Below are 26,487 nucleotides of genomic sequence, written 5' to 3' on the forward strand. Positions count from 1 at the left end.
GGTCGGGCGCGCTCAGGGGCAGAGGGCGCCCTGATAGGCGCCGGGCGGCACCAGGTCCCGGGTCGCCTTGTCGTGGTTCGGCTCGCCGAGCAGGGCGCAGAGTCCCGACAGGGTGAGTTTGCGCTCGGCGGCCCGCGGATCGGCCTTGGCGGCGGCCAGTCGGCGCAGGGGGTCCGGCTCGCCGGGACGGTCGAGCACGACGCCGAGCGTGCTGCCGTCCACCAGGGCGAGCGGGGCGCCGACACCGCTGCCCAACGGCCATATCCAGCCCCCCGAGTAGGCGAACCGTCCCCTCTCCGCGCCGTTCGACAGCGACCGGACGGAGACCCGCTGGGCCAGCGTGGGCCCCATGATCGGTTCCAGCTGCAGACCGGTGGCGGAGGGGGTGCGCCCGGTCAGGGAGCCGTATCCCTGCGCCAGGGTCGAGACCCAGGCCGTGGTGCCCGTCGCGTCCAGCGCGAGCGTGCCGAAGTCGCCGCTCTCGACCAGCCGGGGGATGCGCGAGACGACCTTGCCGGTCCCGGTGGACCAGGCGACCAGGCCGCGGGTGCCGGTGCCGGGTTCCCGGACGAGGGCGGCGACCGTGCCCCCGTCCAGGCTCATCGTCACGGTGTCGATGGTGGTCGGGTCGGCGACCAGCGGGCGCCGGGTCACGGTGTTCCGGCCGAGGTCCACCAGGGACAGCTGGAAATCGGCTCGTCGCTCGAGGTCGTCGGCCAGCACCTCGGAGACCGTCGCGGTGCTGCCTCCGGGGCCCAGCCACAGCTCGGTGACCAGGCTCGGCCACGGCAGCTTCGCCTGCCGGAGCAGCCGTCCGGTGTGCAGGTCGAACAGATACAGGGTGTTGTGCAGTCCGCTCCGCAGGGTCGGCAGCACACGGTCCGAGACGACCATGCCCAGCACCCGGTCCGTGGGGTCGACGCTCATGCTCACGTTGCCGAGCAGGGGTAACTGCGCGACCTCGCGGGCGGAGGCGACCTTGTGCTCCACCGTGTCGTAGACGACCAGACAGGACGTGACGCCGAGCAGGTCGTCGGGGGCGCAGGTGGGGTATCCGTCCGGGTCGATCTTCGGCAGGCCGTTCTCGTCGGCGGGGTCGTCGACGTCCATGTCGCCGAAGTCGACCGCGACCACCTGCCGGAACACCACATACCGTCCGCTCCGGCTGATCACGGGTGATCCGGCGTAGTCGTTCGGGCCGAACAGCGAGGACAGCGACTCCTTCGCGACCCCCTGGCCGGAGAGGTGCCACAGCGCGATCCGGCTCGACGCGTCCGTGGTGACCAGGGTTCCGCCGTCGGCGCTCGACATCTGCGTGAGGTTCTCGTTCTCCACCCGGGCGCTCCGCTCCAGCTCCTCGGCGCCCGAGTCCGACGTCGGGGCCGGCCCGCTCGATGGGCCGGTCGTGGTCGCGCCGGAACGGGTCGAACCGGCCGAGTCCAGGTCCCCGGCGGCGTCGTGGTGCGGCAGCAGCTTGTCGGCCACGTCGTAGGCGCCCGGCTTCGCCGCGTCGAGGCCGACCGCGGAGTCCGTCCGGTAGGCGCGCATGGCCAGTTGCACCGCCCCGTAGGAATCGGCCTGTTCCAGTTGCCGCGCCTTCACGGCCAGGTCCCGCGCGAGGGCTCCGGCCACCTGCTCGCTGCGGTGCTGGTACACGGCCGTGGTGATGACGAGGGCCACCGCCAGCACCGCGGCGATGCCCGAGCCCAGCCACCGCCGGCGCCGCCGGCTCGCCCCGATGAAGGCGTGCTCACGCGCGCTGAGATGCTCGCCGTGGCCGGCCGCCCACCGCCGGGCATCCCGCAGATCGGCGCCGGACAGCAGACGGCTGGGCGACTTCCGGCTCGACCAGATGTCGATCCGCCGCCGCAGACCGTCCTGCCAGACCCGGAAGTCGCGAAACCTCTCGGTCAGCTCACGCAGCCGGTCCCACTGCGTCAGCAGCGAGTCGTGCGCCAACTCGACGCCGGGCACCGGCTCCTGGCCCGCGAGACCGGCGTTGACCTCGTGCAGCACCAGCAGTCTCGTGGTGGCGAGGCGCTGCGCGACGGCCCACTGCGCGTCGTCGCACTCGTCGCGCAGGGCGGTGCTGCGCACGGTCAGTTCGTCGCGGTGCAGGGGTCGGGCCAGTTGCACCAGCAGCCGCTCGGCGGTGGCCCGGGTCCCGGGATCCAGTCCCGACCACACCCGGTCGGCGTAGCCCGCCAGCGCCCGGGAGACCCCGCCCACCTCCTCGTAGGCCTCGTGGGTCAGCAGGCCCGCCGAACGCCGCTCCCACAACTCGGCGAGCGTGAACTCCAGCAGCGGCAACGGGTTCGGCGTCCGCTTCAGATCCGCCAGGATCCGCTCGACGAGCCCGTCGGCGAACTCGACCGTGCCCAGCCGCCGCAGCGGCCCGGTCATCACCTGCCGCAGCTCCGCCCCGGTCATCTCGCCCACGGTGATCGGCAGCCAGCGCCTCGCCAGCTCGGCGGCGGGCCGGTCGCTCAGAACGGCGCCGAGGAACGTGTCCCTGACGTTGACCAGCACGGACAGCCGGGATCCGGCGGTGAGGCAGGCGCCCAGCGCCCCGGCGAACGCGGCCCGGTCGTCCACGGGCCGGCCGAAGACCTCCTCGAACTGGTCGACGCAGACCAGCATCTGCTCGCCGCCGCGGCGCTCCAGCACCGCGGCCACCACATCGGCCATGGCGCCCCCGGCCAGCCTCGAGGCGAGCGACTCGACGGACGCCAGCCGGGCCGACGCCTCCCGGTCCGGCTCCAGCAGGGCGTCCAGCGCGAACGCCAGGGCGTTCAGCGGGGTACCGGCGTCGGAGGGGCGGAGCGTCACCACCACCAGCCGCTCCCGCCGGGCGCGCAGCCGGGGGAGCACACCGGCGTGCCACAGGGAGGACTTGCCGGCTCCGGAGCCTCCGATGACGCTGATCACCGGTACGCCGTCACCGATCCGGTCGACGATCTGCGCGGCCAACTCGTCGCGCCCGTAGAACAGTTCGGCGTCCTCCTCGGTGAACGCGCGCAGCGCCCGGAACGGCGACCGCTGCTCGATCACCCCCGTCAACTCCGGCCAGGCGGCCAGCAGCGTGTCCACCGGCATCATGTAGCCGATCTTCGACCCGGCACCGGAGACCTTGTAGCCCACCATGCCCACGACGGCGTCGGCGTCCGGGCTCCACACGGGCGTCCCGGAGAAGCCGGGCGCGAGCACCGCCTGCCGGGTGGGATCGCTCTCGATCTCCACCCAGCCCGTGGCGACCGGGCCCCCTTCCCGGCCGTACACCCAGGTGCCGAGCTCCAGACCGCGGGGGAAGCCGACCATCACCAGCAGGCCGTTCAGACCGCCGCGCCGTCTGCGCAGCACCAGCGGACGGGCGCCGTCCGGAGCCGGGTCGAGCAGCCGCAGACCGGCGACGTCCGTGCCCCGGCCCGGAACGGGCGGGTGCCAGGCGACGACCTCGGCGGCGCGCCGCAGACCCGGCGCCAGTAACGGGAAGTCGAGGGTGACCGACGAGCCGACCGGCGGCGCCTGTTCGGGGGTCGCGGCGGACGCCTGTGCGGGCGGGAGCCCCAGGGCGTCGGTCACCACGTGCGCGGCGGTCAGGACATGAGCGGGACCCGCCAGGAAACCGGCCCCCACCAGAAAATCCCCGCGCCAGATTCGGACCAGCGCCGCCTCCAACGGGACACGCTCGCCCGAGCCCATGCCGCTCCTCCCCGTACGCCCCTGCAGACGCGCCGACACCTCCGGCGACAGGAGGTCGTGGGCGCAACGAGCCTGCCACAGATCTCGCCGACCCGGACGGAAAGCGGACAAGAGCGATCAACCGGCGAAGGGCGCGGCAGGCCCCCCAGCCCGCCGCGCCCTCTCCCGCTCCCCGGGTCAGGTGGTCTCGGTCGACGCCAGGGTGCCGGTGCGGGCCGCCTGGCTGTACCACAGCGCGCTCGACTTGGGAGTGCGGGTCAGCGTCGCGTAGTCCACGTAGACCGCGCCGAACCGCTTCTCGTAGCCGTACGCCCACTCGAAGTTGTCGAGGAGGGACCAGAGGTAGTAGCCCCGCACGTCCGCGCCGTCCGCGATGGCCCGCCGGACCGCCGAGAGGTGGCCGTGCAGGTAGGCGATGCGCTCCGGGTCGTGGACGCGGCCGTCCGAGTCGGGCTTGTCGTCGTAGGCCGCGCCGTTCTCCGTGATGTAGAGGGGCAGGCCCGGCGCCTCCGCCGTGTAACGCATGATCAGCTCGTGCAGGCCGGTCGGGTCGATGGACCAGCCCATCTCCGTGCGGTCGCCCGGCGTCAGGTGGAAGGCCACGTCGTCCGCGCCCGGCCACGGCGAGTGGTCGCTCGCGCCATGACCGTCCGAGCGGGGGCCCCGCACCGACGCGTCCGCCGCCGAGACCAGCGTGGGCGTGTAGTAGTTGAGGCCCAGCGCGTCCAGCGGCTGGTGGATGGCGCGCAGATCGCCGTCGAGGACGAACGACCAGTCCGTCAGCGACGAGGTCGCCGCGAGCAGCGTCTCCGGGTAGGCGCCCCGCAGGATCGGGCCGTGGAAGACGCCGTTGGCCAGGTCGTCGATCTTCTGCACCGCGGCCAGGTCTCCCGGGTCGCCCGGGGAGAGCGGGCGCACCACCGAGGAGTTGAGACTGATCGCCACCGAGTTGCGGGCCGGCATGGCCGCGCGCAGCGCCGACGTGCCCAGGCCGTGCGCCAGGTTCAGATGGTGCGCCGCCTTCAGCGAGGCCGCCGGCTCCGTGCGGCCCGGCGCGTGCACCCCGGAGGCGTAGCCCAGGAACGCGCTGCACCACGGCTCGTTGAGCGTGATCCAGTTCTCCACGCGGTCGCCGAGCGCCTCGCCGACGATCTGCGCGTACTCCGCGAACCTCAGCGCCGTGTCCCGCTCCGGCCAGCCGCCCGCGTCCTCCAGCTCCTGGGGGAGGTCCCAGTGGTAGAGGGTGACGGCCGGCTTGATGCCCGCCGCCAGCAGCTCGTCCACCAGACGGCGGTAGAAGTCCAGGCCCACCTGCACCGCGGGTCCGCGGCCGGTCGGCTGGACCCGGGACCAGGAGACGGAGAAGCGGTACGCGGACAGGCCCAGCTCCGCCATCAGCGCCACGTCGTCGCGGTAGCGGTGGTAGTGGTCGACAGCGATGTCACCGGTTTCGCCACCGGCCGTCTTGCCTGGCGTATGGCTGAAGGTGTCCCAGATCGAGGGGGTGCGGCCGCCCTCGCGCACCGCCCCCTCGATCTGGTACGCGGAGGTCGCGGCACCCCAGAGGAAGGCGGGCGGAAAGGAGACCGGAGTAATGGGCTCAGGCATGGAAGCGCTCCCATGGGAGGTCGTCGAGACCGACGAGGTCGGGGGGGGGAAGAGGTGCGGAGGGGGCCGGGGCGGCGGTGACCCGGCCCCCGTGAAGTCACGGACTGACGGACGGGAGGGCGTCGTAGGGCGTCGTGCGGAGTCGCGCGGCGTCCTCAGCCCTTCACGGCGCCCTGCATGATGCCGCCCACGATCTGCTTGCCGAAGATCGCGAAGACCAGCAGCAGCGGCAGCGTGCCCAGCAGCGCGCCCGCCATGATCAGGGACTGGTCCGGGGTGTACCCGCGGCCGAGGCCCGCGACCGCGACCTGCACGGTCGGGTTGCCGGTCTGACTCAGCACCAGGAACGGCCACAGGAAGTCGTTCCACGTCTGCACGAACATCAGCATGCCCAGCACCGCCATCGCCGGGCGCGCCGCGGGGAACACCACGTGCCACACCACGCGCCAGCTGCTCGCGCCGTCCACCCGGGCCGCCTCGATGATCTCGTCGGGCAGCGCCTGGATGAGGTACTGCCGCATGAAGAACACACCGAACGCGCTCACCAGCGATGGCAGGATCACCGCCTGGAGCTGGTCCGTCCACTCCAGCTTGGCGACCATCATGTAGAGCGGGATGATGCTCAGCTGCGGCGGCACCATCATCGTGCCGATCACGATCAGCATCAGCGCGCCCCGGCCCCGGAACCGGAGCTTGGCGAAGGCGAACCCGGCGATCGTCGACAGGAAGACGATCGTCGCCGCCGAAGTGCCCGCCACGATCGTCGTGTTGACGAACGCCTTGCCCAGGTTCGCGTCGTTCCAGGCCACGTCCAGGTTGTGGAAGAGGTTGGAGCCGAACACGAACGGCGGCGGGTTCTGCGCCAGTCGGTTGTTGTCGCGGGACGCCGCGATCGCCGTCCACACCAGGGGGAACAGCGAAACGATGGTGAACACGCCCAGGATGATGTAGGCGATCGGCCCGCCGTGCATCTGCCCGCCGGCCCGCGCGGACTTCGGCCGGCGCACCTTCCGGGCCGTCGGCACGGCGTCCTCGGATTCCACGGACTTCGCGGTCGTTGTCGTCGTCGTCACGGCCGGTACTCCTAACTACTGGCGCGCAGCCGGCGCGAGATGACGTAGTTGACGATGCCGATCACGATCAGGATCAGGAACATCGTCCAGGCGATCGCCGAGGCCCGGCCCAGGTGCTGGTTCACCCAGCCCTGCTCGTACAGGTACAGGCCCAGCGTCTGGAACTGGTGCTCCGCGCCGCCCGACGCGCCCTTGTTGGCGTCGAACAGCAGCGGTTCGCCGAAGACCTGACTGGCGCCGATCGTCGAGACGACGACCGTGAACAGGATCGTCGGCCGCAGCGACGGCAGCGTGACGTGCAGGAACTGCTTCCAGCGGCTCGCGCCGTCCAGCGCCGCCGACTCGTACAGGTCCTGCGGGATCGCCTGCATCGCGGCCAGATAGATCAGCGCGTTGTAGCCCGTCCACCGCCAGATGACGATCGACGAGACGGCGAACTGCGACGGCCACTTGTCGTTCTGCCAGTCGACCGCGTCGATCCCGACGAAGTGCAGCGCCCAGTTGATCATGCCGTAGTCGCGCCCGAAGAGCAGCACGAAGACAAGCGAGGCGGCCGCGATCGAGGTCGCGTACGGCGCGAGCATCGCGACCCGGTAGAAGGTCGAGGCCCGCAGCTTGTAGTTGAGGATGTGGGCGATGCCCATCGCCATCAGCAGCTGCGGAACGGTCGAGATGATCCCGATCGTCAGGGTGTTCTTCGCCGCGTTCCAGAAGAAGTCGTCCTCGAAGATGCGCGTGTAGTTGCGCATCCCCACCCACGTCATGTCGGTGGGCGCGGTCAGCTCCACCTGGTGCAGCGACGCCCAGCCGGTGTAGACCAGCGGGAACAGGCCGAACGCGAGGAACAGCAGGAAGAACGGCGAGACGAAGGCGTACGGACTCCAGCGCTTGTCCCGCTGCCAGCGGCGGGAGAGCCGGGCCCGATGCCGCTGCTCCGCCTCCGTGGTGACGGCGGCCGGGCGGCCCGGGGCCGCGCCCCCCTCCTTGGTGGGGGGCGCGGCGGTGTCGTGGCGGGTGGTCATGCGGGTCACTTGTCCAGGTTGTTGTCGATGGTCTTGGTGGCCGTGTTCCAGGCCTCCGCCGCCGACTTGCCCTTCGTCACGAGGATGACGCCGTTGTCGGTCAGGCCCTGCTGGATGATCTGGTCCTTCGGGCCGATGACCTGCACCGGAGCCGTCTTGGCGGCCTCGGAGAAGACCGTACCGATCGGCGAGTCACCGGTCATGTCGTTCTTCGCGCCGGTCACCTCGGGCATCGTGTACGCGCTCGGCGCGCTCGGGAAGGAGCCCTGCACCTTGAACAGCTTCGCCTGCTGCTCGGGCGCGGTCAGCCAGGTGATGAACGCCTCGGCCTCCTTCACGTGCTTGCCGCTCTTCGGGACGCCCAGGAAGGAACCGCCCCAGTTGCCGGACTTCGGCGCGACGGCCACGTCCCACTTGCCGGCGTCCTCCGCCTTCGCCTTGCCCTTGATGGTGCCGAGCATCCACGGCGGGCAGGCGATGGTGGCGAACTTGCTGTTCGCGATCGTCGTGTCCCACGACTGCTGGAACTGCGTCTGGGCCTGGACCAGGCCCTCCTCGGCGGCCTTCGCGGTCAGGTCGAACGCGGCCTTCACCGCCGGGTTCGTCTTGTAGATGATCTCGCCGGAGGAGTCGTAGAACTTCTCCTTCTCACTGCTGAGGATGGCGTTGATCAGGCCGCCGGGGGAGTCCATGAAGAAGGTGCCCGCCTTGGCCTTCTGCTTGTACCGCTCGCCGGTGGCGACGAACTTGTTCCAGTCACCGGCCCACAGCTTGCCGACCTCGGCGCGGTCGGTGGGCAGACCGGCCGCCTCGAAGAGGTCCTTGCGGTAGCAGAGGGCCATCGGACCGATGTCGGTGCCGAGGCCGATCGTCTGGCCGTCCTTGGTGGTGCCCTGCGACCACTTCCAGTCCAGCCACTTGCTCTTGTCGACGCCCGAGACCTTCGACAGGTCCTCGAACTTGGCCGCCTGGGTGGCCACGACCTCGGCGATGTTGCCCACCTCGATGGCCTGGACGTCCATCAGGCCGCTGTTGGTGGTGAGGTGGTTGACGAGCGCCGGGTAGTAGTTCTCGTTCCGCTCCGTGACATTCTCGGCGATCTTGATGTCGGGGTGGAGCTTCTCGTACTCGGTGTAGAGCCCGGCCTCCTTGAAGCCCATCGTGCCGAACAGACCCATCGTGATCGTCGTCTTGCCCTTGCCGCTGCCCGACGACGAGCCGTCGGAAGCGTCGTCGTTGCCGTCGTCGGCACAGCCGGCCAGCAGCCCGGCGCCCAGCGACGCTACGGCCGCGAGGACCACCACCCGGCGGGTGGTTCGGGTACGTGCTCGCATTGCGTCCTCCTGTTGCCCTGACGTGCCGACCCCCCGGCCAACTGCATTGTTGGGCCCGTTAGTTACTCGCTGCGGCTCGGGCGGGGAACGTGCGGGATGTGTATGTGTCAGGTACCGTGGGAGCGCTCCCACAGGTGATGTGTTGAAGAGTCGTCGGTTCGGGCGGGGGTGTCAAGGGTGGGAACGCGGAGAGATGCGTTCAGTTATCGGCCCGTTAGCTAACTCGAGGGGACAGCGCTTTCCGGCCGCGAGCGGTGACACTCCGGCCGCCCGGGGTCCGGGAGTTGGGCGCCTTCGGCGTTCCGGGGAGAGGCCCGCCCGGCGGCCGGGGGCAAGGTCCCCGCGGGGCCGCAGCGGGCCTGAGGGGACGGCGGCCGTCGGCGAAGGTGGGCGGAACGGACGGGGCTGTTAGATTCCAGGCCAGCGTGAACGACGGCGGGAAGGCGGGGCCCATGGCAAGCCACGGAGCGCGGAGCCGGAGCGGAGGGCGGCCGACTCTCGAAGAGGTGGCCGCGCGCGCCGGTGTCGGCCGCGGCACGGTCTCCCGGGTGATCAACGGCTCGCCGAGAGTCAGCGACGCGACCCGCGCGGCCGTCGAGGCGGCCGTCGCCGAGCTCGGCTACGTCCCCAACACCGCGGCCCGCGCCCTGGCCGCCAACCGCACGGACGCCATCGCGCTGGTGGTCCCCGAGCCGGAGACCCGCTTCTTCGCCGAGCCGTACTTCTCGGACATGCTGCGCGGTGTCGGCGCGGAACTCTCCGACACCGAGATGCAGCTGCTGCTGATCTTCGCGGGTAGCGATCGCGAACGACGCCGGCTCGCCCAGTACCTGGCGGCGCACCGCGTCGACGGGGTTCTCCTGGTCTCGGTCCACGCGGACGACCCGCTGCCCGATCTGCTGGCCCAGCTGGAGATCCCGGCGGTGATCAGCGGCCCGCGCTCCGCCGCGGAGACCCTCCCCTCCGTGGACTCCGACAACTACGGCGGCGCCCGCTCGGCGGTGGACCACCTGCTCTCCCGGGGCCGTACCCGCATCGCCCACATCACCGGCCGCACGGACGTCTACGGCGCCCAGCGGCGCGTCGACGGCTACCGGGACGCCCTGCGCGACGCGGGCTACCCGCCGGACGAGGGCCTGATCGCCCCGGGCGACTTCACCGAGGAGGGCGGACACCGCGCGATGGGCGAGCTCCTCGCCCGCAACCCCACCCTCGACGCGGTCTTCGCGGGCTCCGACGTGATGGCGGCCGGCGCCCGCCGGGCGCTGCGCGAGGCGGGCCGCCGCCTCCCGGAGGACGTGGCGATGGTCGGCTACGACGACTCGGCGATCGCCCGGCACATGGACCCGCCGCTGACGAGCGTCCGCCAGCCCATCGAGGAGATGGGCCGCAGGATGCTGGACCTGCTCCTCACGGAGATCGCGGACCGCCGTCCCGCGGTGTCCCGGGGCCTGGAGCGCCGGCAGGTCGTGCTGGCGACGGAGCTGGTGGGGCGCTCCTCCTCCTGAGCATGGCGTTCCTGAGCGCGGCGTTCCTGGGCGTGGCGATGCTGAGCGTGGCGTTCCTGGGCGTGCGTGGATTCACGGAGCGGTGATCAGCCGCCACCGCACCTCGCCGTCCTGCCGCTCCGCGGTGACCGACAGCCCGGCGGAACGGGCCACGGCCGCGGACGCGTGGTGATCGGGGTGGATGTGGGCGACGATCGTGCGCACGCCCTGGGCCCGCAGCCGGCCGACGAGTCCCGCCGCCGCCTCGCAGGCGAGGCCGCGGCCCTGCCAGGGGGTGCCGACGACCCAGGCGATCTCGGCGTGGTCCCGCCCGGTCACGGTGGCCTGGACGGTCCCGGCCGGCCGGTCGGCGTCCCGCACCCGCAGCACCCAGTTGCACCAGGAGACGGACGGATCCGGCGAACCGGCGACGAGCCGCTCGTAGCGGGCGCGCAGGGCCTCGGGCGTGCCGGGGGCGCCGCCGATGAAGGCGTGCAACGCGGGATCGCCCAGGACGACCGCCATCTCGGCCGCGTGGTCGACGCGCAGCGGGACGACGTCGAGCCGGGCGGTCGTGAACGGCTCGGCGGTGAGGGTCGAGCGCATGACGCCTCCCGGGAAACACATCAGCCGGTGACCTCCCTCTCGGGAGGTCACCGGCTGATGACTCAGGGTGAGTGACGGGACTTGAACCCGCGGCATCCTGGACCACAACCAGGTGCTCTACCAGCTGAGCTACACCCACCACGCCCGGCAGTTGGACTTTGCGGTCTCCCTACCGGCCGAGAAAAAGTGTACAGGGTCCGAGGGGGTGCTCGCGCATGCCTTTACGGGGCTCCGTCAGCTGCTGGGCAGGACGTGCTTCGCGGCGATGGTCTTGGCGGTGTCGGAGTCCGGCCCGGGCTGCGGCACGAAGACGGCCTCGCGGTAGTAGCGCAGTTCCGCGATGGACTCGCGGATGTCGGCGAGGGCGCGGTGGTTGCCGTTCTTCGGGGGGCTGTTGAAGTACGCCCGCGGGTACCAGCGCCGGGCGAGCTCCTTGATCGACGACACGTCGACGATCCGGTAGTGGAGGTAGCCCTCGAGGGCGGTCATGTCCCGCGCCAGGAAGCCGCGGTCCGTGCCGACGGAGTTGCCGCACAGCGGAGCCTTGCCCGGCTCCTTCACGTGCTCCCTCACATAGGCCAGCACCTGGGCCTCGGCCTCGGCGAGGGTCGTCCCGCCCGCCAGCTCTTCGAGCAGCCCGGACGAGGTGTGCATCTCGCGCACCACCTCCGGCATCGTCTCCAGTGCCCGGGCCGGCGGGCGGATGACGATGTCGACGCCGTCGCCGAGCACGTTCAGCTCGGAGTCGGTGACGAGGGCGGCTACCTCGATGAGAGCGTCGTCCGACAGCGAGAGGCCGGTCATCTCGCAGTCGATCCACACCATGCGATCGTTCATGCGACCACCCTAAAGCTGACGTCGGCCTTTGCGGTGCCCCGCGGGGACGCTCTCATGCCCGAGCGCCGGTCGGGCTGGTGGGCCCGACCGGCGCTCGAGAGGTTCCGTCACCCGCTCAGGTACCGCTGCGCTGCCCCGGCAGGCTCGCCCGCGAGCTCGCGTACGCGTCGCGCGCGTGCTCGGCCGGCAGGGACGCCGACGAGCCCATCGCACCGGCCGCCGCCGAGGCCGTACGCCGCAGCTGCGGCGGCACCGGCCCCGGGCCGTCCGGGTGCAGCGCCACGGGCGGTGGCGGCGGTCCCGACGGTTCGTTGTCCGTCGGCCGTTCGCTCTGCGGCCTGCGGGCCCGGTAGGCCGCCCGGTACGCCGCGGGGGACGAGCCGAGCTGTCGGCGGAAGTGGCCGCGCAGGGCCACCGGCGAGCGGAAGCCACAGCGCCCCGCGACCTCGTCGACCGAGTAGTCCGACGTCTCCAGCAGGCGCTGCGCCTGGAGCACCCGTTGGGTGATCAGCCACTGGAGCGGCGCGCTGCCGGTCAGGGACCGGAAGCGGCGGTCGAAGGTGCGGCGGCTCATATAGGCGCGTGCCGCCAGCGTCTCCACGTCGAACTGCTCGTGGAGATGCTCCAGCGCCCAGGCGACGACCTCGGCGAGCGGGTCGGCGCCGATCTCCTCGGGTAAAGACCGGTCGAGGTAGCGCTCCTGCCCGCCCGACCGACGTGGTGGCACGACCAGTCGCCGGGCCAGCGCGCCCGCCGCCTCGTTACCGTGATCCGTCCGCACGATGTGCAGACAGAGGTCGATTCCGGCCGCCGTGCCCGCGGACGTCAGCACGTCGCCGTCGTCGACGAACAGTTCGCGCGGATCCACGTGTACCGACGGATAGCGCTTGGCCAGCGTCGGCGCGTACATCCAGTGCGTCGTGGCCGGGCGTCCGTCCAGCAGACCCGCGGCGGCCAGCACGAACGCGCCGGTGCACAGGCCCACGATGCGGGCACCCTCCTCGTGCGCCCGGCGCAGCGCGTCGAGCGCATCCTCCGGCGGCGGCGAGGTGATCGAACGCCAGGCCGGCACGACGACCGTGCCCGCCCGTGAGATCGCCTCCAGGCCGTGTGGCGCGGTGAGTTCCAGGCCCCCTGTGGTCCGCAGCGGGCCGTCTTCGCCACCGCACACCAGCAAGCGGTAGCGCGGTACGCCGGCGTCCTGGCGGTCAATCCCGAACACCGACAGTGGAATGGAACTCTCGAAAATGGGGCCGCCGCTGAACAGCAGCACCGCGACGATCTCCTTGCGGCGTCGCCCGGAGAGTTTCCGGGCCGCGGCTTCCGGCGCGGCAGTGGAGTCGTGGCTCATCCTGCTAAGCCCCCCTCGGTGGTCGCGGCTCCTCGGTTGTGTCGCTCCTGCACGTTTCCCCTCGGTCCTGCACGAGTCCCCCGCCGTAGACAGTCAAGATCGAATCTAACGTGTCGCACAATGCCGGCGTGGCCAGTTCACCACCCGGCAGATTGTCGACATGGCAACTTGGCGTGAAGCATTCGATCACGAAGCGTTGCACTCGTGGGCCGTGCAGGGAAGTGCGCCTCGGTGCGGTGGCCAATCCCCGTAGGGTGCGCAGGGCCCCTGAGGCCCTTTCCGTGCAGGTGGAACGGGGGGTGGGGGGTGGTTGGGGCAAGGGATGCGCCATCACCGGAAGTTGGCTGAAAAGAAGCGGTTCCGTGCGTGAAAACCGGTCAACCGACCGGTGAGTTTCCCCCGGAGTGACGACCGCCACGGTGCGACCCCGTTCCGGTGCGCTGATGGCGCCCCCGGTGGTGCGCCGGCGGCGCCTCCTCCTCGTCGAGCAACCGGGCCGCGCACCGCTCGGACCGGCGCAGCAGCACCCGGCAGACGGCCGTGACGGCGGCGAGGCCCAGCGCGGTGCCGGTGGTGCCGGCCAGGGAGGCGCCGTACCAGAGGAGGACGACCGGTACCAGGAAGCAGCTGAAGGCCGCCCAGCGGATCAGGTCGGTCGACCGGTCGTCGCCGGGGCGGATCTCGGGGGTGGTGCGCGACGAGGGCACGGGGTGGGCTCCTTCCTGGGGCGGCGGTCCGAGGGGCGGCGGTCCGGCGGGCGGTGCGTCGGCGGTGCGAGGGGCGGCGGTGCGGCGGGCGGTGGGACGGCGGTGCACGGGGTTCAACGCCTGTTCGAGCGGTCGGTCACTGCCGACGTCGGTCCCGCGTAAGTGAATCCTGTGCAAACCGCCTGTACGGGGCAGCAACCATTGCGTTACGGGCGTCGGCTCGTGCATGCTCCCTGGAACCCCCACCGGGGGCGTGCGGGAACTGGGCCTAGGAGGCGTGCCGCCGTACCCTTGGGGGTATGGGGTTGGGAAGATGATTCCCGGACAGCTCCGTCGCTCACCGCCGCGTCCCCCTCGTATAAGGATCAATACGCCGAGACAGCCATGGCCGGTCACGAATTCTTCGAACCCGCGGACCGCAAGCGGCCTGTCGCCGACCCTACGGCGGCCGAGCCCCTGGCGGCGGAAGACGCACGCCATTCCTGCGATCCAGCCTTCAAGCACGGCGTGGTCGTCGGCTTCGACGGCTCCACGTCCAGTGAACGCGCGCTCGCGTACGCCATCGGCATGGCCCACCGCTCCGGCTCGGGCCTGATCATCGTCCATGTCGCCAACCGGCTGCCCACCACGGTGTGGGCCGGCTGCGAGCCGCCCGTCTTCGTCGACGTGCCGGACCACCGCACCGAGGTGCTCGGTCTGGAGCTCGCCTGCGCGGAGTACCTCGCCGAGGTGCCCTGGATCCTGGTCGAGCGCGGCGGCGACATCTGCCACGAACTCGAAGAGGTGGGGCGGGAGTACGAGGCCGACGCGATCGTCGTCGGCTCGACCCACGGCATCGTCGGCCGGCTCTTCGGCTCGGTCGCGGGGCGGCTCGCCAAGCGGGCCAAGCGGCCCGTCGTTGTCATTCCGTAACTCGCCGTCCTCCCAGGTGAGATGAGATCTGGGTACGTCCGGCCCCCTTGTTGCGCAGCATAAATCTACTGGCGCGTAGGAGTGTTTGTGCCTTTGTGAAGGGCATATATCGCTCACACAACTGCACATGCATGAAGGGAGCCCGCCGTGGACAACGACGTCTCTGCGGGAAGCGGTACCACCACGATCGCCGGCCGACTCGCCCTGGGTGTCGCCCTGTTGGCCTTCGGACTCGGGTACACCGACCTCATCGACGGCGTGACGGCTGCGGACGCCGTATCCATCGCCCACTACATCGGCGGCGTCGCGCTGTTCGTCGCCGGCCTGTTCGCCCTCCGGGACCGTGACGCGGCCACCGGCACCGCCTACACCGTCCTCGGCGCCTTCTGGTTCACCTGGGCGGTCTCCGCCGGCGCCCAGGTCTCCGACAACGCCGCCGGGCTCTTCCTGCTCCTGTTCGCCCTCGTGGCGCTCTCCCTGACCCTCGCCGGCGGCGACCAACTCGGCCAGGGCGTCTACGGGTTGTTCTGCGCCGGGCTCGTGCTGATGGCCGTCGCCCGGTTCGCCGACAGCGACGGACTCACCAAGGTCGGCGGCTGGTTCGCCGTCGCGGCGGGCGCGGTGGCCTGGTACGCGGCCACCGCGGCGCTGGCCCACTGGCCCACGGCGTTCTCTCGACGTGCTGCCCGCCCCGGCGTGACGGCCACGGGCTGATCGGCAGCCGGCGCCGGGGAGTTGGGCGTCCCCGGCAGGAGAACGGCCCCCCACGCGCGGGTGGCGCGCGTGGGGGGCCGTTCTGTGCGAGCGGGGAGGACTACTCGACCGTGACCGACTTCGCCAGGTTGCGCGGCTTGTCGATGTCGCGGCCGAGCGCCTTCGCCGTGTAGTAGGCGAGGAGCTGGAGCGGGATGCCCATCAGGATCGGGTCGAGCTCGTCCTCGTTCTTGGGGACGATGACCGTCTGGTCGGCCTTCTCCTGCTCCCGGTGGGCGACCGCGATGATCTTTCCGCTGCGGGCCTTGATCTCCTCCAGCGCGGCGCGGTTCTTCTCCAGCAGGTCGTCGTCGGGGACGATCGCGACCGTCGGGAGCGCGGGCTCGATGAGGGCCAGCGGACCGTGCTTGAGCTCGGACGCCGGGTAGGCCTCGGCGTGGATGTACGAGACCTCCTTGAGCTTCAGCGAGGCCTCGCGGGCGACCGGGTAGCCCCGGACGCGGCCGATGAAGAGCATCGAGCGGGCCTCGGCGAGCGTCTCGGCCAGCTTCTCGATCTCCGCCTCCTGCTCCATGATCTCGGCGATCTGCGCGGGCAGCTTGCGCAGGCCCTCGATGATCCGCTTGCCGTCGCGCACGGAGAGGTCACGGGTGCGGCCCAGGTGCAGGGCGAGCAGCGCGAAGGCGACCGTGGTGTTGGTGAAGCACTTCGTCGAGACGACGCAGACCTCGGGGCCCGCGTGCACGTACACGCCGCCGTCCGCCTCGCGGGCGATCGCCGAGCCGACCACGTTGACCACGCCCAGCACCCGGGCGCCCTTGCGCTTCAGCTCCTGGACGGCCGCCAGCACGTCGTACGTCTCACCGGACTGCGAGACGGCGATGTACAGGGTGTCGGGGTCCACGACCGCGTTGCGGTAGCGGAACTCGGAGGCGGGCTCGGCGTCCGCGGGGATGCGGGCGAGCTCCTCGATCATCTGGGCGCCGATCATGCCGGCGTGGTACGAGGTGCCGCAGCCGAGGATCTTCACCCGGCGGATCTGGCGCGCCTCGCGGGCGTCCAGGTTGAGGCCGCCGAGGTGCACGGTGGAGAAGCGGTCGTCGATGCGGCCGCGCAGCACGCGGTCCACGGCGTCGGCCTGCTCGTGGATCTCCTTGTGCATGTAGGTGTCGTGGCCGCCCATGTCGTAGGAGGCGGCCTCCCACTCGACGGTGGTCGGCTCGGCCGTGGTGCGGGTGCCCTCGGTCGTGTAGGTGCGGAAGTCGTCGGCCTTCAGGGTGGCCATCTCGCCGTCGTCGAGGGTGACGATCTGGCGGGTGTGGGCGACCAGCGCGGCGATGTCCGAGGCGACGAACATCTCCTTCTCGCCGATGCCGAGGACGACCGGGGAGCCGTTGCGGGCGACGACGATCCGGTCGTTGAAGTCGGCGTGCATGACGGCGATGCCGTAGGTGCCCTCGACCACGCGCAGCGCCTCGCGGACCTTGTCCTCGAGCTTCTCGGCCTGGGCGCGGGCGACGAGGTGGACGAGGACCTCGGTGTCCGTCTCGGAGAGGAACTCGACGCCGTCGGCCTCGAGCTTCTTGCGCAGGTCGGAGGCGTTGTCGATGATGCCGTTGTGGACGACGGCGACCTTGAGGTCGGCCGACATGTGCGGGTGGGCGTTCACGTCGGAGGGGGCGCCGTGGGTGGCCCAGCGGGTGTGGGCGATGCCGGTGGTGCCCTTGAAGCGCGCCGGGACCTTGGCCTCCAGGTCGCGGACCCGGCCCTTGGCCTTGACCATCTTCAGGCCGGCCGTCTTCGGCGAGGTGACGACGATGCCCGCCGAGTCGTAGCCGCGGTACTCGAGCCGCTGAAGGCCTTCGAGCAGCAGCGGGGCCACGTCACGCCTGCCGATGTATCCGACGATTCCGCACATATATAGGTATCCCCAAGCTTTCGATCAGCCGTAGACGATGCGCCGCAGTTGCCTGAGCGTGAGCTCGGGCGGCGCCACCGCACGGTATTTCAGGTCCGCCTCGACCCGTTCGAAGATCTCCGCGTTGACCAGGCCCTGGGCCTGGAGCTCGCGGTGGCGGCGACGGACGTAGTCCTCGGTCGTCTCGTCGAAGTAGGCGAGCACGTCCTGGATCACCCGCAGCGCCTCGCCCCGTTGGAGGGGCGTGGATCGCGTCAGGTGATCAACGAGTTCGTCGTGCACCCGGTAGATCCTGAGGTACGCGAGCCGGTTTCGCAAGAATCGTGCCCGATTTCGGGCAGGCGCCTGTTAAGGAGCCTTGGGGGAACCTTGAATGTGTTATGAGCCGCTGTTCCCCCACCGTCCATTTGGCGGCTTGCGGCCCGTCGCCCGGGGCGACCAGTTTCAGACGTCATGGACACTCCTCGCATGGGCGTACCCGAGCAGCTCGCCGAGCGCATGAGCATGGCCGAGCAGCACGAGTACCTGCGCGCCAAGTTCTCCCGGCGCACGATGATCAGAGGCGGCGCCGTCACCCTGGGCACCGTCACGGGTGGCGCGTTCGTGACCGGCGCCACGGCACAGGCCGCCGTGCCGACGCAGACCCCGAAGACCACGCCGGCCGCCGAGCACGTCGACGGCGCCCTCGTCGCCCCCTTCGGCCGCCACCTCGCCTTCGGCAAGGACCCGCGCACCGAGATCACGGTCTCCTGGCAGGTCCCGGTCGCGGTGAAGAAGCCCTTCATCCGGATCGGCGCCCACCCCTGGGACCTCTCCCGCAAGATCGAGGCCGAGGTGCGCACCCTCTACACCCCGGCCGGGGTCGGCGCCAGCGGCGACCACACCCAGTACTACGTGCACGCCGAGCTCACCCACCTCAAGCCGGGCCGGACGTACTACTACGGCGTCGGCCACGCGGGCTTCGACCCGGCCGCCGCGCACCTCCTCGGCACCCTCGGCACCTTCACCACCGCCCCCGACCACAAGGCCCCGTTCACCTTCACCGCCTTCGGCGACGAGGGCGTCGGCTACCACGGCCTTGCCAACAACAGCCTCCTCCTCGGCCAGAACCCGGCCTTCCACCTGCACGCCGGCGACATCGCCTACGCCGACCCGGCCGGCGCGGGCAAGACCGCCGACACCGGTTTCGACTCGCGGATCTGGGACCAGTTCCTCGCCCAGACCGAGTCCGTCGCCAAGTCCGTCCCGTGGATGCCGGCCTACGGCAACCACGACATGGAGGCCTGGTACTCGCCCAACGGCTACGGCGGCGAGGACGCCCGCTGGAACCTCCCGGACAACGGCCCCGACGCGACGAACCTCCCGGGCGTCTACACCTTCGTCTACGGCAACACGGCGGTCATCTCGCTCGACGCCAACGACATCTCCTTCGAGATCCCGGCCAACCTCGGCATCTCGGGCGGCACCCAGACCAAGTGGCTGGAGACGCAGCTCAAGAAGTACCGGGCGTCGAAGGACGTCGACTTCATCGTGATCTTCTTCCACCACTGCGCCTACTGCACCTCCACCGCGCACGCCTCGGAGGGGGGCGTGCGCCAGGAGTGGGTGCCGCTGTTCGAGAAGTACACGGTCGACCTGGTCATCAACGGCCACAACCACCAGTACGAGCGCACCGACGTCATCAAGGCGGGCGCGGTCACCAAGAAGCTGCCGATCGGCGGCACCGCGTACCCCGAGACCGAGGGCGTGGTCTACGTGACGGCGGGCGCGGCCGGCCGCAGCCTGTACGCCTTCACCGCCCCGCTCTCCTACGAGGGCCACGAGAACGAGGTCGAGTCCGTGGCCTCCTACGTCAACACCAAGACCGGCAAGCAGAACGAGACGGTCGCCTGGTCGCGCGTGCGCTACCTCGACTACTCGTTCCTGCGGGTGGACGTCACCCCGGCCGCGAAGGGCCGTACGGCCACGCTGACCGTGCGCGGCATAGCCGAGACCGGTGACCAGGTCGACCACTTCACGGTGGCCCGCAAGGCGAAGTAGTCCCGGTGGATGCGCCCGGAAGGCGGGGCGCACCTACCACCCGCACACCCACCCGCACCCCCGCGCGTACCCCCACGTCGGCAGGCGGTCCTCGTCCGCGCTACATGCGCTTGAGGACCGCCTGTTTGGCCATCGCGAACTCCTCGTCCGTCAGGACGCCGTCGCGGCGCAGCTCGCCGAGCTCGCGCAGCCGGCGCAGCAGCGCGTCGTGGTCGTCCCCGGCGGCGGAGTCCGGCTCGCGCTGCGCGGGCAGGGCGTCCCGGGGTCCGGCCGCCGGATGGGGCAGCCGGGCCTGTACGGCCGCCGCGACGAGCGCCATCAGCGGATCCTTCTTGAAGCCCCACAGCTCCACGGCGTTGGGGTCGTACTTGGCCGGTGCCTTCGTCGGCGCGTGCCGCAGCCGGAAGCGCAGACAGCCGTTCTCGAGGCCGATCGCGGGCTGCCACTCCACGGCCTCGATCTCCGCGATGGCGAGACTGCGGGCGCCGGCGGAGGACTTGGACTCCTCGGTCTTCCAGTTCCACTCCAGGCGCACCCGCTCACCGTCGAAGCTCGCGGTGCCGTCCCCGGCGGAGGCGGACAGGGGCACGGACGGGCCGGGCAGCAGATACGCGTCCACCGGGTCGGCCGGCACCTCGTCGAGGAGCAGCGCCTGGCGCACCTCGTCCACGAGGTACTCGGCGACCCCGTACCGGTCGGAGTCGACGAGCAGCTGGTAGGGGTCGTGCGGCTCGGTCAGCCGTCCGCCGGTCGCCTGGAGCAGGGGATCGGCGCCGTCCCGCAGCCGCAGCCGCAGCCGTCCGGTCTTCTTGCCCTGCTCGAACGACAGCCCGGCCAACGCGCCCAGGGGGACGATCAGTTCACCCAGTTCCCTGCGCAGCGGGCTGACGTTCTTGTCCCGGCCCGGGGTCAGCCGCAGGGCATCGCCGTCGAAGACCCAGGTGCCGTCCTTCTGGATGATTTCCGCCATGGGGGGATTCTTCCAAAGACGGCGACGGGCGCCCCCGAGGACCGTACTCGGGGGCGCCCGTCCGCCTCGATCAGAACCCTGCGACGGGATTTCTGAGGGTGCCGATCAGCTGGAGGGCGCCCGACGGATCCGCCAGGTCCACCATCTGCCGGTTGTCGCGCAGCTGGAGACGGTTGAGGCAGGACAGGGCGAACTCGGGGGCGAACATGTCGTACTGGCGGAACTTGTCGGCCAGTTCGGGGTTCTCCTCCTGGTAGGCGCGGGTGACCTCGGCGACCGTGCGCCAGAAGTCGTCCTCGTCGAGGATCCCCTCGGTGGCGAGGCCGGCCGCGAGGAAGCGGAAGAAGCAGTCGAAGACGTCCGTGAAGATGGACAGGAGCTTCATGTCCTCGGGCACCTCGACGCGGATGCGCCGGACCTCGGGCGGCAGCACCGCGTCCGGGTCCATGACCGCGATCTCCTCGGCGATGTCCTTGTAGATCGCCCGCTGCACCGCCCCGTCCTTCAGCACCAGGATGGTGTTCTCGCCGTGCGGCATGAACACCAGGTCGTAGGCGTAGAAGCTGTGCAGCAGCGGGGTGTAGTACGCCTGGAGGTAGCCGCGCAGCCACTGGGTCGGCGTCAGGCCCGACTGCTCGATCAGCGCGCCGGCCACCGAGCGGCCCTCGTGGTCCACATGGACCAGGGAGGCCATGGTCGCGAGCGACTCGCCGTCCCGGAGCGTGGGCACCGGGCTCTCCCGCCACAGCGCGGCCAGCATCTTGCGGTACGGCGAGTAGCGGTCCGTCGCCGCCTCGTACTCCAGGTGCCGGTAGCCGACGGCCGCCCGCTCCCGGATGATCGACAGGCCCGTCGAGCGCAGCACCGGGTCGTTGTCGATGAGCTGGGCCAGCCAGTCGTTGATGGCCGGGGTCGCCTCCATGTAGGCGGCCGAGAGGCCGCGCATGAAGCCCATGTTGAGGACGGACAGGGCCGTCTTCACATAGTGCTTCTCGGGATGCGAGGAGTTGAAGAACGTCCGGATGGACTGCTGCGCCAGGTACTCGTCGTCGCCCTCGCCCAGGCAGACCAGGTTCCCGCGCGCGATCTCGGCGGCGAAGGTGACGGTGAGCTTGTTCCACCACTGCCAGGGGTGGACGGGGATGAGGAGGTAGTCCTCCGGGTTCCGGCCCTGCTCGCGCAGGATCCCGTCGAACCGCTCGAGCGTCTTCTCGCCCAGCTCCTCCCGCACGAACGACTCGTACGCGATGCCGACGCCCGCCGTGAACGCGGCCCGTGAGCGGTGCGCGGCCAGCCACACCAGCCGGACCGGGCTCGCCGTCTCCGGCGCGTACGACAGGTACTCGTGGATGCCGAAGCCGAGCCGTCCGTTGTTGGCGACGAAGCAGGGGTGGCCCTCGGTCATCCCGGTCTCGATGGCCTGGAAGCCGCTCTTGACCAGTTCCGCCGACGTGATCTGCGGTTTGGTCAGTTTGTAGCAGGTGCCGGAGAGGGTGGAGGAGATCTCCTCCAGGTAGACCGGCAGGATCTCCTGGCTCAGGCCCAGCGTCTTCTTCAGCTCGACGAAGAAGTCCAGCGCGGCGACCGGGAGTTCGGCGTCGTCGCGGGTGCGGGTGATCGAGTCGGCGTCCACCTGCCAGTGGTCGAGGGCGTGGCGGACGGCCGTGAAGCGGTAGTAGGTCAGACCGTCGTCGCTGCGGACGACGAAGCGGCCGTCCTTCTCCTCGGGGGTGAACAGGCGCTCGTGCGCGAACTCCGCGAGGGCCTTGCGGACGAGCAGACGGTTGGCCTTCTCCCAGCGCTCGGGGGAGAGGTGGGCGACGGCGTCGGCGAGGCTCATGCCGGCACCCCCGTCGCGGCGACGAACTGCTCGCGGGTGCAGAAGCTCAGCAACGCCCGCTTCTCCGGCTTCTGGATCTCCCGCTCGGGCACGAACCCGACGGCCTCGTTGAGGGCGTGGACCGCCGTGTTGGAGACGTCCGGCTCGACGACGACCCGGGAGGTGGCCGGGTCGTCGAAGAGGCGGGCCATCACGGTGGTGATCACGGCCCGGGTGAACCCGTGCACGGGCCGGTCGGTGGGGGCGACCAGGAAGTGCATGCCGACGTCGCCGGGCCGCGGCTCGTACAGGCCGACCAGCTCACGGTGGGCCGGGTCGTAGTACTCCATCAGGAACGCGGGCTCGCCGTCGTACAGGCCGATGAGGGCGTGGCTGTGCTCGTCGGCCGCGATGTCCATGTAGGCGCGCTCGACGTCCACCGGTTTCGCGTCCTGCATCATCCAGTACGCGGCCTTGGGGTGCGTGACCCAGCCGTGCAGCAGCTCGGCGTCCTCGACGGGGTCGAGCGGGCGGAGGGTGAGGCGGCCGACGACGGCCGTGGTCGTGCTCATACGGCGAACTCCTGGAACGCGATGGTCTTCTCGACCGGGTAGTACTCGCTGCCGAGCAGGTCACGGATGATCGAGCTGTTGCGGTACGCCCCCATGCCGAGGTCGGGGGAGGTGACGCTGTGGGTGTGCGCGCCCGCGTTCTGGAGGAACACGCCCCGGCCCGTGGTGTCGATGGAGTAGTTGCGGGCGACGTCGAAGTTGCCGTGGGAGTCGTAGCGCAGTCTGTCCCGGACGGGCGCGAGGAACTCCGGCTCGACGTACTTGTAGCCGGTGGCCAGGACCAGCCCCTGGGAGCTCAGCTCGAAGTCCTTGCCCTGCTCGTCCTGGTGGAAGGCGAGGGTGTAGGTGCCGTCGGCGTAACGCGCGCTCGTCAGCGAGGAGTTGGTGAGCAGTCGGGTGGGCACCGGGCCGCGGAGGTTCTTCTGGTAGAGCAGGTCGAAGATCTCGTTGATGAGATCGCCGTCGATGCCCTTGTAGAGGTTCTTCTGCTCGGCCGTCAGGCGGTAGCGGGTCTGCTCCGGCAGCTCGCGGAAGTAGTCGATGTACTCCGGTGAGGTCATCTCCAGCGTGAGCTTGGTGTACTCGAGCGGGAAGAAGCGCGGGGAGCGGGTGACCCAGTTCAGCCGGTAGCCGTGGACGTCGATCTCGCTGAGCAGGTCGTAGTAGATCTCGGCGGCCGACTGGCCGGAGCCGACCAGCGTGATCGACTCCTTCTTCTGCAGCTCCGCCTTGTTCCGCAGGTAGCGGGAGTTGTGCAGGAAGTCGCCGCCCAGGCCGGCGCAGGCCTCCGGGACGTACGGGGGCGTGCCGGTGCCCAGGACCAGGTGACGGGCGCGGAAGCGCTCGCCGGCGGTGGTCCGCACGACGTACACGTCGTCCTCGTACGTCACTTCCGCGACCGTCGTCGAGAAGCGCACGCTGCTCAGCTTCCTCGCGGCCCAGCGGCAGTAGTCGTCGTACTCGACCCGCAGTGGGTAGAAGTTCTCGCGGATGTAGAACGAGTACAGTCGGCCTTTCTCCTTCAGGTAGTTGAGGAAGGAGTACGGCGAGGTCGGGTCGGCCAGGGTGACCAGGTCCGACATGAACGGCGTCTGGAGGTGGGCGCCGTCGAGGAACATGCCGGCGTGCCACTCGAAGTCCGGCTTGGACTCCAGGAAGACGCCGTCGAGCGCGTCGATCGGCTCGGTGAGGCAGGCGAGGCCGAGGTTGAAGGGGCCGAGCCCGATCCCCACGAAGTCATAGGTGTGGCTGGCCTCAGGAAGCGCGGTCAAGGGACTCTCCCAGGTACTGCTCGGCGTGGCCGGCGATCAGGTCGAGGACGGCGGCGATGTCGTCGGTCGTCGTCTCGGGGTTCAGCAGGGTGAACTTCAGGTAGTGGCGGGCGCCGACCTTCGTGCCCGCGACCACCGCGTCACCGGAGGCGAACAGGGCCTTGCGGGCGTACAGGTTGGCGCGGTCGATCTCGGCCGGGTCGGTGACGGCGGCGGGGATGTAGCGGAAGACGAGGGTGGAGAGCGACGGCTGGACGACGACGTCGAAGCGCGGGTCGGCGGCCAGCAGGCGCCAGCCCTCGACGGCCAGGTCGCAGACCTCGTCGAAGAGCTGCCCGATGCCGTCGGCGCCCATCGTCCGCAGGGTCATCCACAGTTTGAGCGCGTCGAAGCGGCGGGTGGTCTGGAGCGACTTGTCCACCTGGTTGGGGATGCGCTCCTGCACCATGCGGCGCGGGTTGAGATACTCGGCGTGGTAGGTGGCGTGGCGGAGCGTGGCCGCGTCGCGGACCAGCACGGCCGACGAACTCACCGGCTGGAAGAAGGACTTGTGGTAGTCGACGGTGACGGAGTCGGCGCGCTCGATGCCGTCGATGCGGCCCCGGTACTTCACGGAGGCGAGCAGTCCGCAGCCGTAGGCCGCGTCGACGTGCATCCAGGTGCCGTACCGGTCGCACAGCTCGGCGATCTCGGACAGCGGGTCGATGGAGCCGAAGTCGGTGGTGCCGGCGGTGGCGACCACGGCCATGGGCGTCAGACCGGCCTCCTCGCACCGCTCCAGCTCGCGGGCGAGCGCGAGGGTCTGCATCCGCTTGTCGTTGTCGACCGGGACGGACACCACGGCGTCGGGTCCGAGGCCCAGCAGTTTCGCGGACTTCTTCACGCTGAAGTGGCTGACCTCGGAGGCGAAGATGCGCAGGTCGGCGAGGGGCTCCGCTTTGGCCTCCTCGCGGGCGAGCAGCAGCGCCTGGAGGTTGGACTGGGTGCCGCCGGAGGTGAACACGCCGTCGGCGGCCGGGCCGAGACCGATCCGGGCCGTCGTCCAGTCGATCAGTTTGCGCTCGATGAGGGTGCCGCCGGCCGACTGGTCCCAGGTGTCGAGGGAGGAGTTGACGGCGGACAGGACCGCCTCGCCCAGCACGGCGGGGATGACGACCGGGCAGTTGAGGTGGGCGAGGTAGCGGGGGTGGTGGAAGTAGATCGCGTCGCGGAGGTAGACCTCCTCCAGCTCGTCCAGGACGGCCGTGGTGTCGTGCAGCGGCTTGTCCAGGTCGATCCCGTCGATGCGGGGCGCGAGGGCGTCGACCGAGACGCCGGTGAACGGACGGTCGGTGGCGGCGATTTTGGCGGCCACCCGCTCTACTCCTTCGGTCACGGAGCGGCGGTACTGCTCCGCGGTCGTGTCATTGAGCAGGTGCGAGCGCATGGTGGGGGTCCTCCGGGGGATGGGGACGAGGTCCGCTGCGGGCCGGGCTCGGGGCGGAGTTCCGGTTTCAACTTAGGTGAGCCTAACCTAAGTGACGCAGTCGAAACCTGGCCTCCGCCGTGACGGTGATCACGTCGGTTCCCCCACACAACTGCCCACGGGGGAAAGGGTGGTGGCTACTCCGCCGCGCGGAGCTGTTCCTCGCTCATACCCTCGCGCCAGTAGCCGACGAAGGTGATCCGGCGCCGGTCGACCCCGCGTTCCCGGACGAAGTGGCGGCGCAAGGCCTTCACGCACCCCGACTCGCCCGCGATCCAGACGTACGGGTGCTCGGCGGCCGGGAAACGGGCCTCCCGGAGGACGTCCACGGAGCTCTCCCCGACCACCCAGGTGACCTCGGCGTCGGCCGCCGTCGGCAACTCCCGCACGTCGCCGGGGTCGTGCGCCTCCAGCCAGACCCGGACGCGCCGTCCGGCCGGCAGGGACTCCAGGATCGACGCGATGGCCGGAAGGGCGGTCGCGTCGCCCCACAGCACGACCAGATCGGTGTCCGCGGGCGGCCGGAACCGGATCGCCCGGTTGTCCGCCTGGGCCGGGCCCAGCAGGACGACCCGGTCCCCGGCGCCGGCGCCCGAGGCCCACGCGGACGCGGGCCCGGCCGGGGTGTGCAGCACGAAGTCGACGTCGATCTCGGTGGTGCGCCCGAGCGCGTCCCGGCGCAGCGCCCGCAGGGTGTACGAACGCATCACCGCCCGTACGTCGTCCGGCAGTTCACGCCACGCCTGCCACCAGCCGTCCCCCAACTCGTACGGCACCTGCGGGTCGCTCTGCCCCGGTTGCGGCAGGAACAGCGACAGCGACTGGTCGTGCCCGTCGGAGAAGAAGTGCTCCAGGTCCTGCCCGGCGAAGGTGACCCGGACGAGCGAGGACCCGACTCGGCGGGCCCGAACGACCTCGAGCGAGAAGAACCGGAAGGGCGCGGCGACGGCGGTGGTCATGAGGGGGCTCCTGTAAGCGTGGGGTGGGAAAGGGCTCACCTGCTTCCGGGGGCGCGGAGCCGCATCGACATGCGGCTCCGCCGCGTGGGCGCGACGAGCCACGACGGGCCCACGGTTCGC

The 26,487-nt window shown here is 70.7% G+C and carries 21 protein-coding genes and 1 tRNA gene; 4 read left to right on the plus strand and 18 right to left on the minus strand.

All coding sequences use genetic code 11. The features are described 5' to 3' along the window. Nucleotides 1-12: 12 nt before the first annotated feature. The 5 genes from ACIRPU_RS00545 to ACIRPU_RS00565 all read right to left on the minus strand — a co-directional run bounded on the left by ACIRPU_RS00545 (nucleotide 13) and on the right by ACIRPU_RS00565 (nucleotide 8,739). Nucleotides 13-3,702 (minus strand): trypsin-like peptidase domain-containing protein, encoded by a 3,690-nt coding sequence (locus tag ACIRPU_RS00545; RefSeq protein ID WP_403859723.1) that lies wholly within the window; start codon nucleotides 3,700-3,702, stop codon nucleotides 13-15. Between the two features lie 177 nt (nucleotides 3,703-3,879). Continuing rightward, entirely contained in the window at nucleotides 3,880-5,310 is a 1,431-nt protein-coding gene (locus tag ACIRPU_RS00550; RefSeq protein WP_403859726.1) for a GH1 family beta-glucosidase, read from the minus strand. Between the two features lie 155 nt (nucleotides 5,311-5,465). Further along, nucleotides 5,466-6,383: a carbohydrate ABC transporter permease gene (locus tag ACIRPU_RS00555; protein ID WP_384111712.1), complete on the minus strand. Its 918-nt coding sequence runs from the start codon at nucleotides 6,381-6,383 to the stop codon at nucleotides 5,466-5,468. A gap of 11 nt (nucleotides 6,384-6,394) precedes the next feature. Next, complete coding sequence (locus ACIRPU_RS00560) at nucleotides 6,395-7,405, minus strand: carbohydrate ABC transporter permease (RefSeq protein WP_384111901.1); 1,011 nt, start codon at nucleotides 7,403-7,405, stop codon at nucleotides 6,395-6,397. A gap of 5 nt (nucleotides 7,406-7,410) precedes the next feature. Next, nucleotides 7,411-8,739: an ABC transporter substrate-binding protein gene (locus ACIRPU_RS00565; RefSeq protein ID WP_403859729.1), complete on the minus strand. Its 1,329-nt coding sequence runs from the start codon at nucleotides 8,737-8,739 to the stop codon at nucleotides 7,411-7,413. Nucleotides 8,740-9,191: 452 nt separating this feature from the next. On the opposite strand from ACIRPU_RS00565, the gene ACIRPU_RS00570 reads away from it, so the two are divergent. Continuing rightward, on the plus strand, nucleotides 9,192-10,247 hold the full coding sequence (locus tag ACIRPU_RS00570; protein ID WP_403859732.1) for a LacI family DNA-binding transcriptional regulator: 1,056 nt from the start codon (nucleotides 9,192-9,194) through the stop codon (nucleotides 10,245-10,247). Nucleotides 10,248-10,319: 72 nt separating this feature from the next. Here the strand turns inward: ACIRPU_RS00570 and ACIRPU_RS00575 are convergent, their stop codons facing one another. The 5 genes from ACIRPU_RS00575 to ACIRPU_RS00595 form a co-directional block, all read right to left on the minus strand. Continuing rightward, nucleotides 10,320-10,832: a GNAT family N-acetyltransferase gene (locus ACIRPU_RS00575; protein ID WP_403859735.1), complete on the minus strand. Its 513-nt coding sequence runs from the start codon at nucleotides 10,830-10,832 to the stop codon at nucleotides 10,320-10,322. A 66-nt stretch (nucleotides 10,833-10,898) separates the two neighbouring features. Continuing rightward, nucleotides 10,899-10,971: transfer RNA gene (locus ACIRPU_RS00580), tRNA-His, on the minus strand. A gap of 95 nt (nucleotides 10,972-11,066) precedes the next feature. After that, the gene (gene orn, locus ACIRPU_RS00585; RefSeq protein WP_355701545.1) at nucleotides 11,067-11,669 is read right to left on the minus strand and encodes an oligoribonuclease; all 603 of its coding nucleotides are present in this window, start codon (nucleotides 11,667-11,669) and stop codon (nucleotides 11,067-11,069) included. A 115-nt stretch (nucleotides 11,670-11,784) separates the two neighbouring features. Continuing rightward, nucleotides 11,785-13,020 (minus strand): helix-turn-helix domain-containing protein, encoded by a 1,236-nt coding sequence (locus ACIRPU_RS00590; protein ID WP_403859738.1) that lies wholly within the window; start codon nucleotides 13,018-13,020, stop codon nucleotides 11,785-11,787. A gap of 377 nt (nucleotides 13,021-13,397) precedes the next feature. Beyond that, nucleotides 13,398-13,727, minus strand: a complete 330-nt coding sequence (locus ACIRPU_RS00595; RefSeq protein WP_403859741.1) for a hypothetical protein — start codon at nucleotides 13,725-13,727, stop codon at nucleotides 13,398-13,400. A gap of 384 nt (nucleotides 13,728-14,111) precedes the next feature. Between ACIRPU_RS00595 and ACIRPU_RS00600 the strand changes: the two genes are divergently transcribed. Then, nucleotides 14,112-14,639 (plus strand): universal stress protein, encoded by a 528-nt coding sequence (locus ACIRPU_RS00600; protein ID WP_355701542.1) that lies wholly within the window; start codon nucleotides 14,112-14,114, stop codon nucleotides 14,637-14,639. A 147-nt stretch (nucleotides 14,640-14,786) separates the two neighbouring features. After that, nucleotides 14,787-15,353, plus strand: coding sequence for a GPR1/FUN34/YaaH family transporter (locus tag ACIRPU_RS00605; protein WP_403859744.1), 567 nt, complete (start codon nucleotides 14,787-14,789; stop codon nucleotides 15,351-15,353). 100 nt (nucleotides 15,354-15,453) lie between these two features. Here ACIRPU_RS00605 and glmS read toward each other — a convergent pair whose 3' ends face one another. Together glmS and ACIRPU_RS00615 are read right to left on the minus strand one after the other, a co-directional pair. Then, on the minus strand, nucleotides 15,454-17,271 hold the full coding sequence (gene glmS / locus ACIRPU_RS00610; RefSeq protein ID WP_171397451.1) for a glutamine--fructose-6-phosphate transaminase (isomerizing): 1,818 nt from the start codon (nucleotides 17,269-17,271) through the stop codon (nucleotides 15,454-15,456). Between the two features lie 24 nt (nucleotides 17,272-17,295). Next, complete coding sequence (locus tag ACIRPU_RS00615; RefSeq protein ID WP_189918144.1) at nucleotides 17,296-17,553, minus strand: hypothetical protein; 258 nt, start codon at nucleotides 17,551-17,553, stop codon at nucleotides 17,296-17,298. 186 nt (nucleotides 17,554-17,739) lie between these two features. Here ACIRPU_RS00615 and ACIRPU_RS00620 point away from each other — a divergent pair, with 186 nt between their 5' ends. After that, entirely contained in the window at nucleotides 17,740-19,311 is a 1,572-nt protein-coding gene (locus ACIRPU_RS00620; RefSeq protein ID WP_355701539.1) for a metallophosphoesterase family protein, read from the plus strand. Between the two features lie 100 nt (nucleotides 19,312-19,411). Here the strand turns inward: ACIRPU_RS00620 and ACIRPU_RS00625 are convergent, their stop codons facing one another. The 6 genes from ACIRPU_RS00625 to ACIRPU_RS00650 form a co-directional block, all read right to left on the minus strand. Then, on the minus strand, nucleotides 19,412-20,281 hold the full coding sequence (locus tag ACIRPU_RS00625) for a DUF4429 domain-containing protein (RefSeq protein WP_403859749.1): 870 nt from the start codon (nucleotides 20,279-20,281) through the stop codon (nucleotides 19,412-19,414). Between the two features lie 70 nt (nucleotides 20,282-20,351). After that, the gene (locus tag ACIRPU_RS00630; protein ID WP_403859752.1) at nucleotides 20,352-22,121 is read right to left on the minus strand and encodes an IucA/IucC family protein; all 1,770 of its coding nucleotides are present in this window, start codon (nucleotides 22,119-22,121) and stop codon (nucleotides 20,352-20,354) included. Then, complete coding sequence (locus tag ACIRPU_RS00635; protein WP_403859755.1) at nucleotides 22,118-22,672, minus strand: GNAT family N-acetyltransferase; 555 nt, start codon at nucleotides 22,670-22,672, stop codon at nucleotides 22,118-22,120. Before ACIRPU_RS00635 ends, ACIRPU_RS00630 begins: the two co-directional genes overlap by 4 nt. Further along, nucleotides 22,669-23,943: a lysine N(6)-hydroxylase/L-ornithine N(5)-oxygenase family protein gene (locus tag ACIRPU_RS00640; RefSeq protein WP_403859758.1), complete on the minus strand. Its 1,275-nt coding sequence runs from the start codon at nucleotides 23,941-23,943 to the stop codon at nucleotides 22,669-22,671. The genes ACIRPU_RS00635 and ACIRPU_RS00640 overlap by 4 nt, the downstream gene beginning before the upstream one ends. Further along, on the minus strand, nucleotides 23,927-25,369 hold the full coding sequence (gene desA / locus ACIRPU_RS00645; RefSeq protein ID WP_403859761.1) for a lysine decarboxylase DesA: 1,443 nt from the start codon (nucleotides 25,367-25,369) through the stop codon (nucleotides 23,927-23,929). The genes ACIRPU_RS00640 and desA overlap by 17 nt, the downstream gene beginning before the upstream one ends. Nucleotides 25,370-25,545: 176 nt before the next feature. Then, nucleotides 25,546-26,367, minus strand: coding sequence for a siderophore-interacting protein (locus ACIRPU_RS00650; protein ID WP_403859764.1), 822 nt, complete (start codon nucleotides 26,365-26,367; stop codon nucleotides 25,546-25,548). Nucleotides 26,368-26,487: the final 120 nt, after the last annotated feature.

It is taken from the genome of Streptomyces sp. NPDC102259 (assembly GCF_044766465.1).
In the GTDB taxonomy this organism is placed as follows: domain Bacteria; phylum Actinomycetota; class Actinomycetes; order Streptomycetales; family Streptomycetaceae; genus Streptomyces.

Coding starts and splice junctions, on each gene's coding strand:
- ACIRPU_RS00575 (WP_403859735.1), bottom strand. CDS start 10,832: ATGCGCTCGACCCTCACCGCCGAGCCGTTCACGACCGCCCGGCTCGAC.
- ACIRPU_RS00650 (WP_403859764.1), bottom strand. CDS start 26,367: ATGACCACCGCCGTCGCCGCGCCCTTCCGGTTCTTCTCGCTCGAGGTC.
- ACIRPU_RS00560 (WP_384111901.1), bottom strand. CDS start 7,405: ATGACCACCCGCCACGACACCGCCGCGCCCCCCACCAAGGAGGGGGGC.
- desA (WP_403859761.1), bottom strand. CDS start 25,369: ATGCGCTCGCACCTGCTCAATGACACGACCGCGGAGCAGTACCGCCGC.
- ACIRPU_RS00630 (WP_403859752.1), bottom strand. CDS start 22,121: ATGAGCCTCGCCGACGCCGTCGCCCACCTCTCCCCCGAGCGCTGGGAG.
- ACIRPU_RS00565 (WP_403859729.1), bottom strand. CDS start 8,739: ATGCGAGCACGTACCCGAACCACCCGCCGGGTGGTGGTCCTCGCGGCC.
- ACIRPU_RS00545 (WP_403859723.1), bottom strand. CDS start 3,702: ATGGGCTCGGGCGAGCGTGTCCCGTTGGAGGCGGCGCTGGTCCGAATC.
- ACIRPU_RS00625 (WP_403859749.1), bottom strand. CDS start 20,281: ATGGCGGAAATCATCCAGAAGGACGGCACCTGGGTCTTCGACGGCGAT.
- ACIRPU_RS00590 (WP_403859738.1), bottom strand. CDS start 13,020: ATGAGCCACGACTCCACTGCCGCGCCGGAAGCCGCGGCCCGGAAACTC.
- ACIRPU_RS00620 (WP_355701539.1), top strand. CDS start 17,740: ATGGGCGTACCCGAGCAGCTCGCCGAGCGCATGAGCATGGCCGAGCAG.
- ACIRPU_RS00600 (WP_355701542.1), top strand. CDS start 14,112: ATGGCCGGTCACGAATTCTTCGAACCCGCGGACCGCAAGCGGCCTGTC.
- ACIRPU_RS00635 (WP_403859755.1), bottom strand. CDS start 22,672: ATGAGCACGACCACGGCCGTCGTCGGCCGCCTCACCCTCCGCCCGCTC.
- orn (WP_355701545.1), bottom strand. CDS start 11,669: ATGAACGATCGCATGGTGTGGATCGACTGCGAGATGACCGGCCTCTCG.
- ACIRPU_RS00550 (WP_403859726.1), bottom strand. CDS start 5,310: ATGCCTGAGCCCATTACTCCGGTCTCCTTTCCGCCCGCCTTCCTCTGG.
- glmS (WP_171397451.1), bottom strand. CDS start 17,271: ATGTGCGGAATCGTCGGATACATCGGCAGGCGTGACGTGGCCCCGCTG.
- ACIRPU_RS00570 (WP_403859732.1), top strand. CDS start 9,192: ATGGCAAGCCACGGAGCGCGGAGCCGGAGCGGAGGGCGGCCGACTCTC.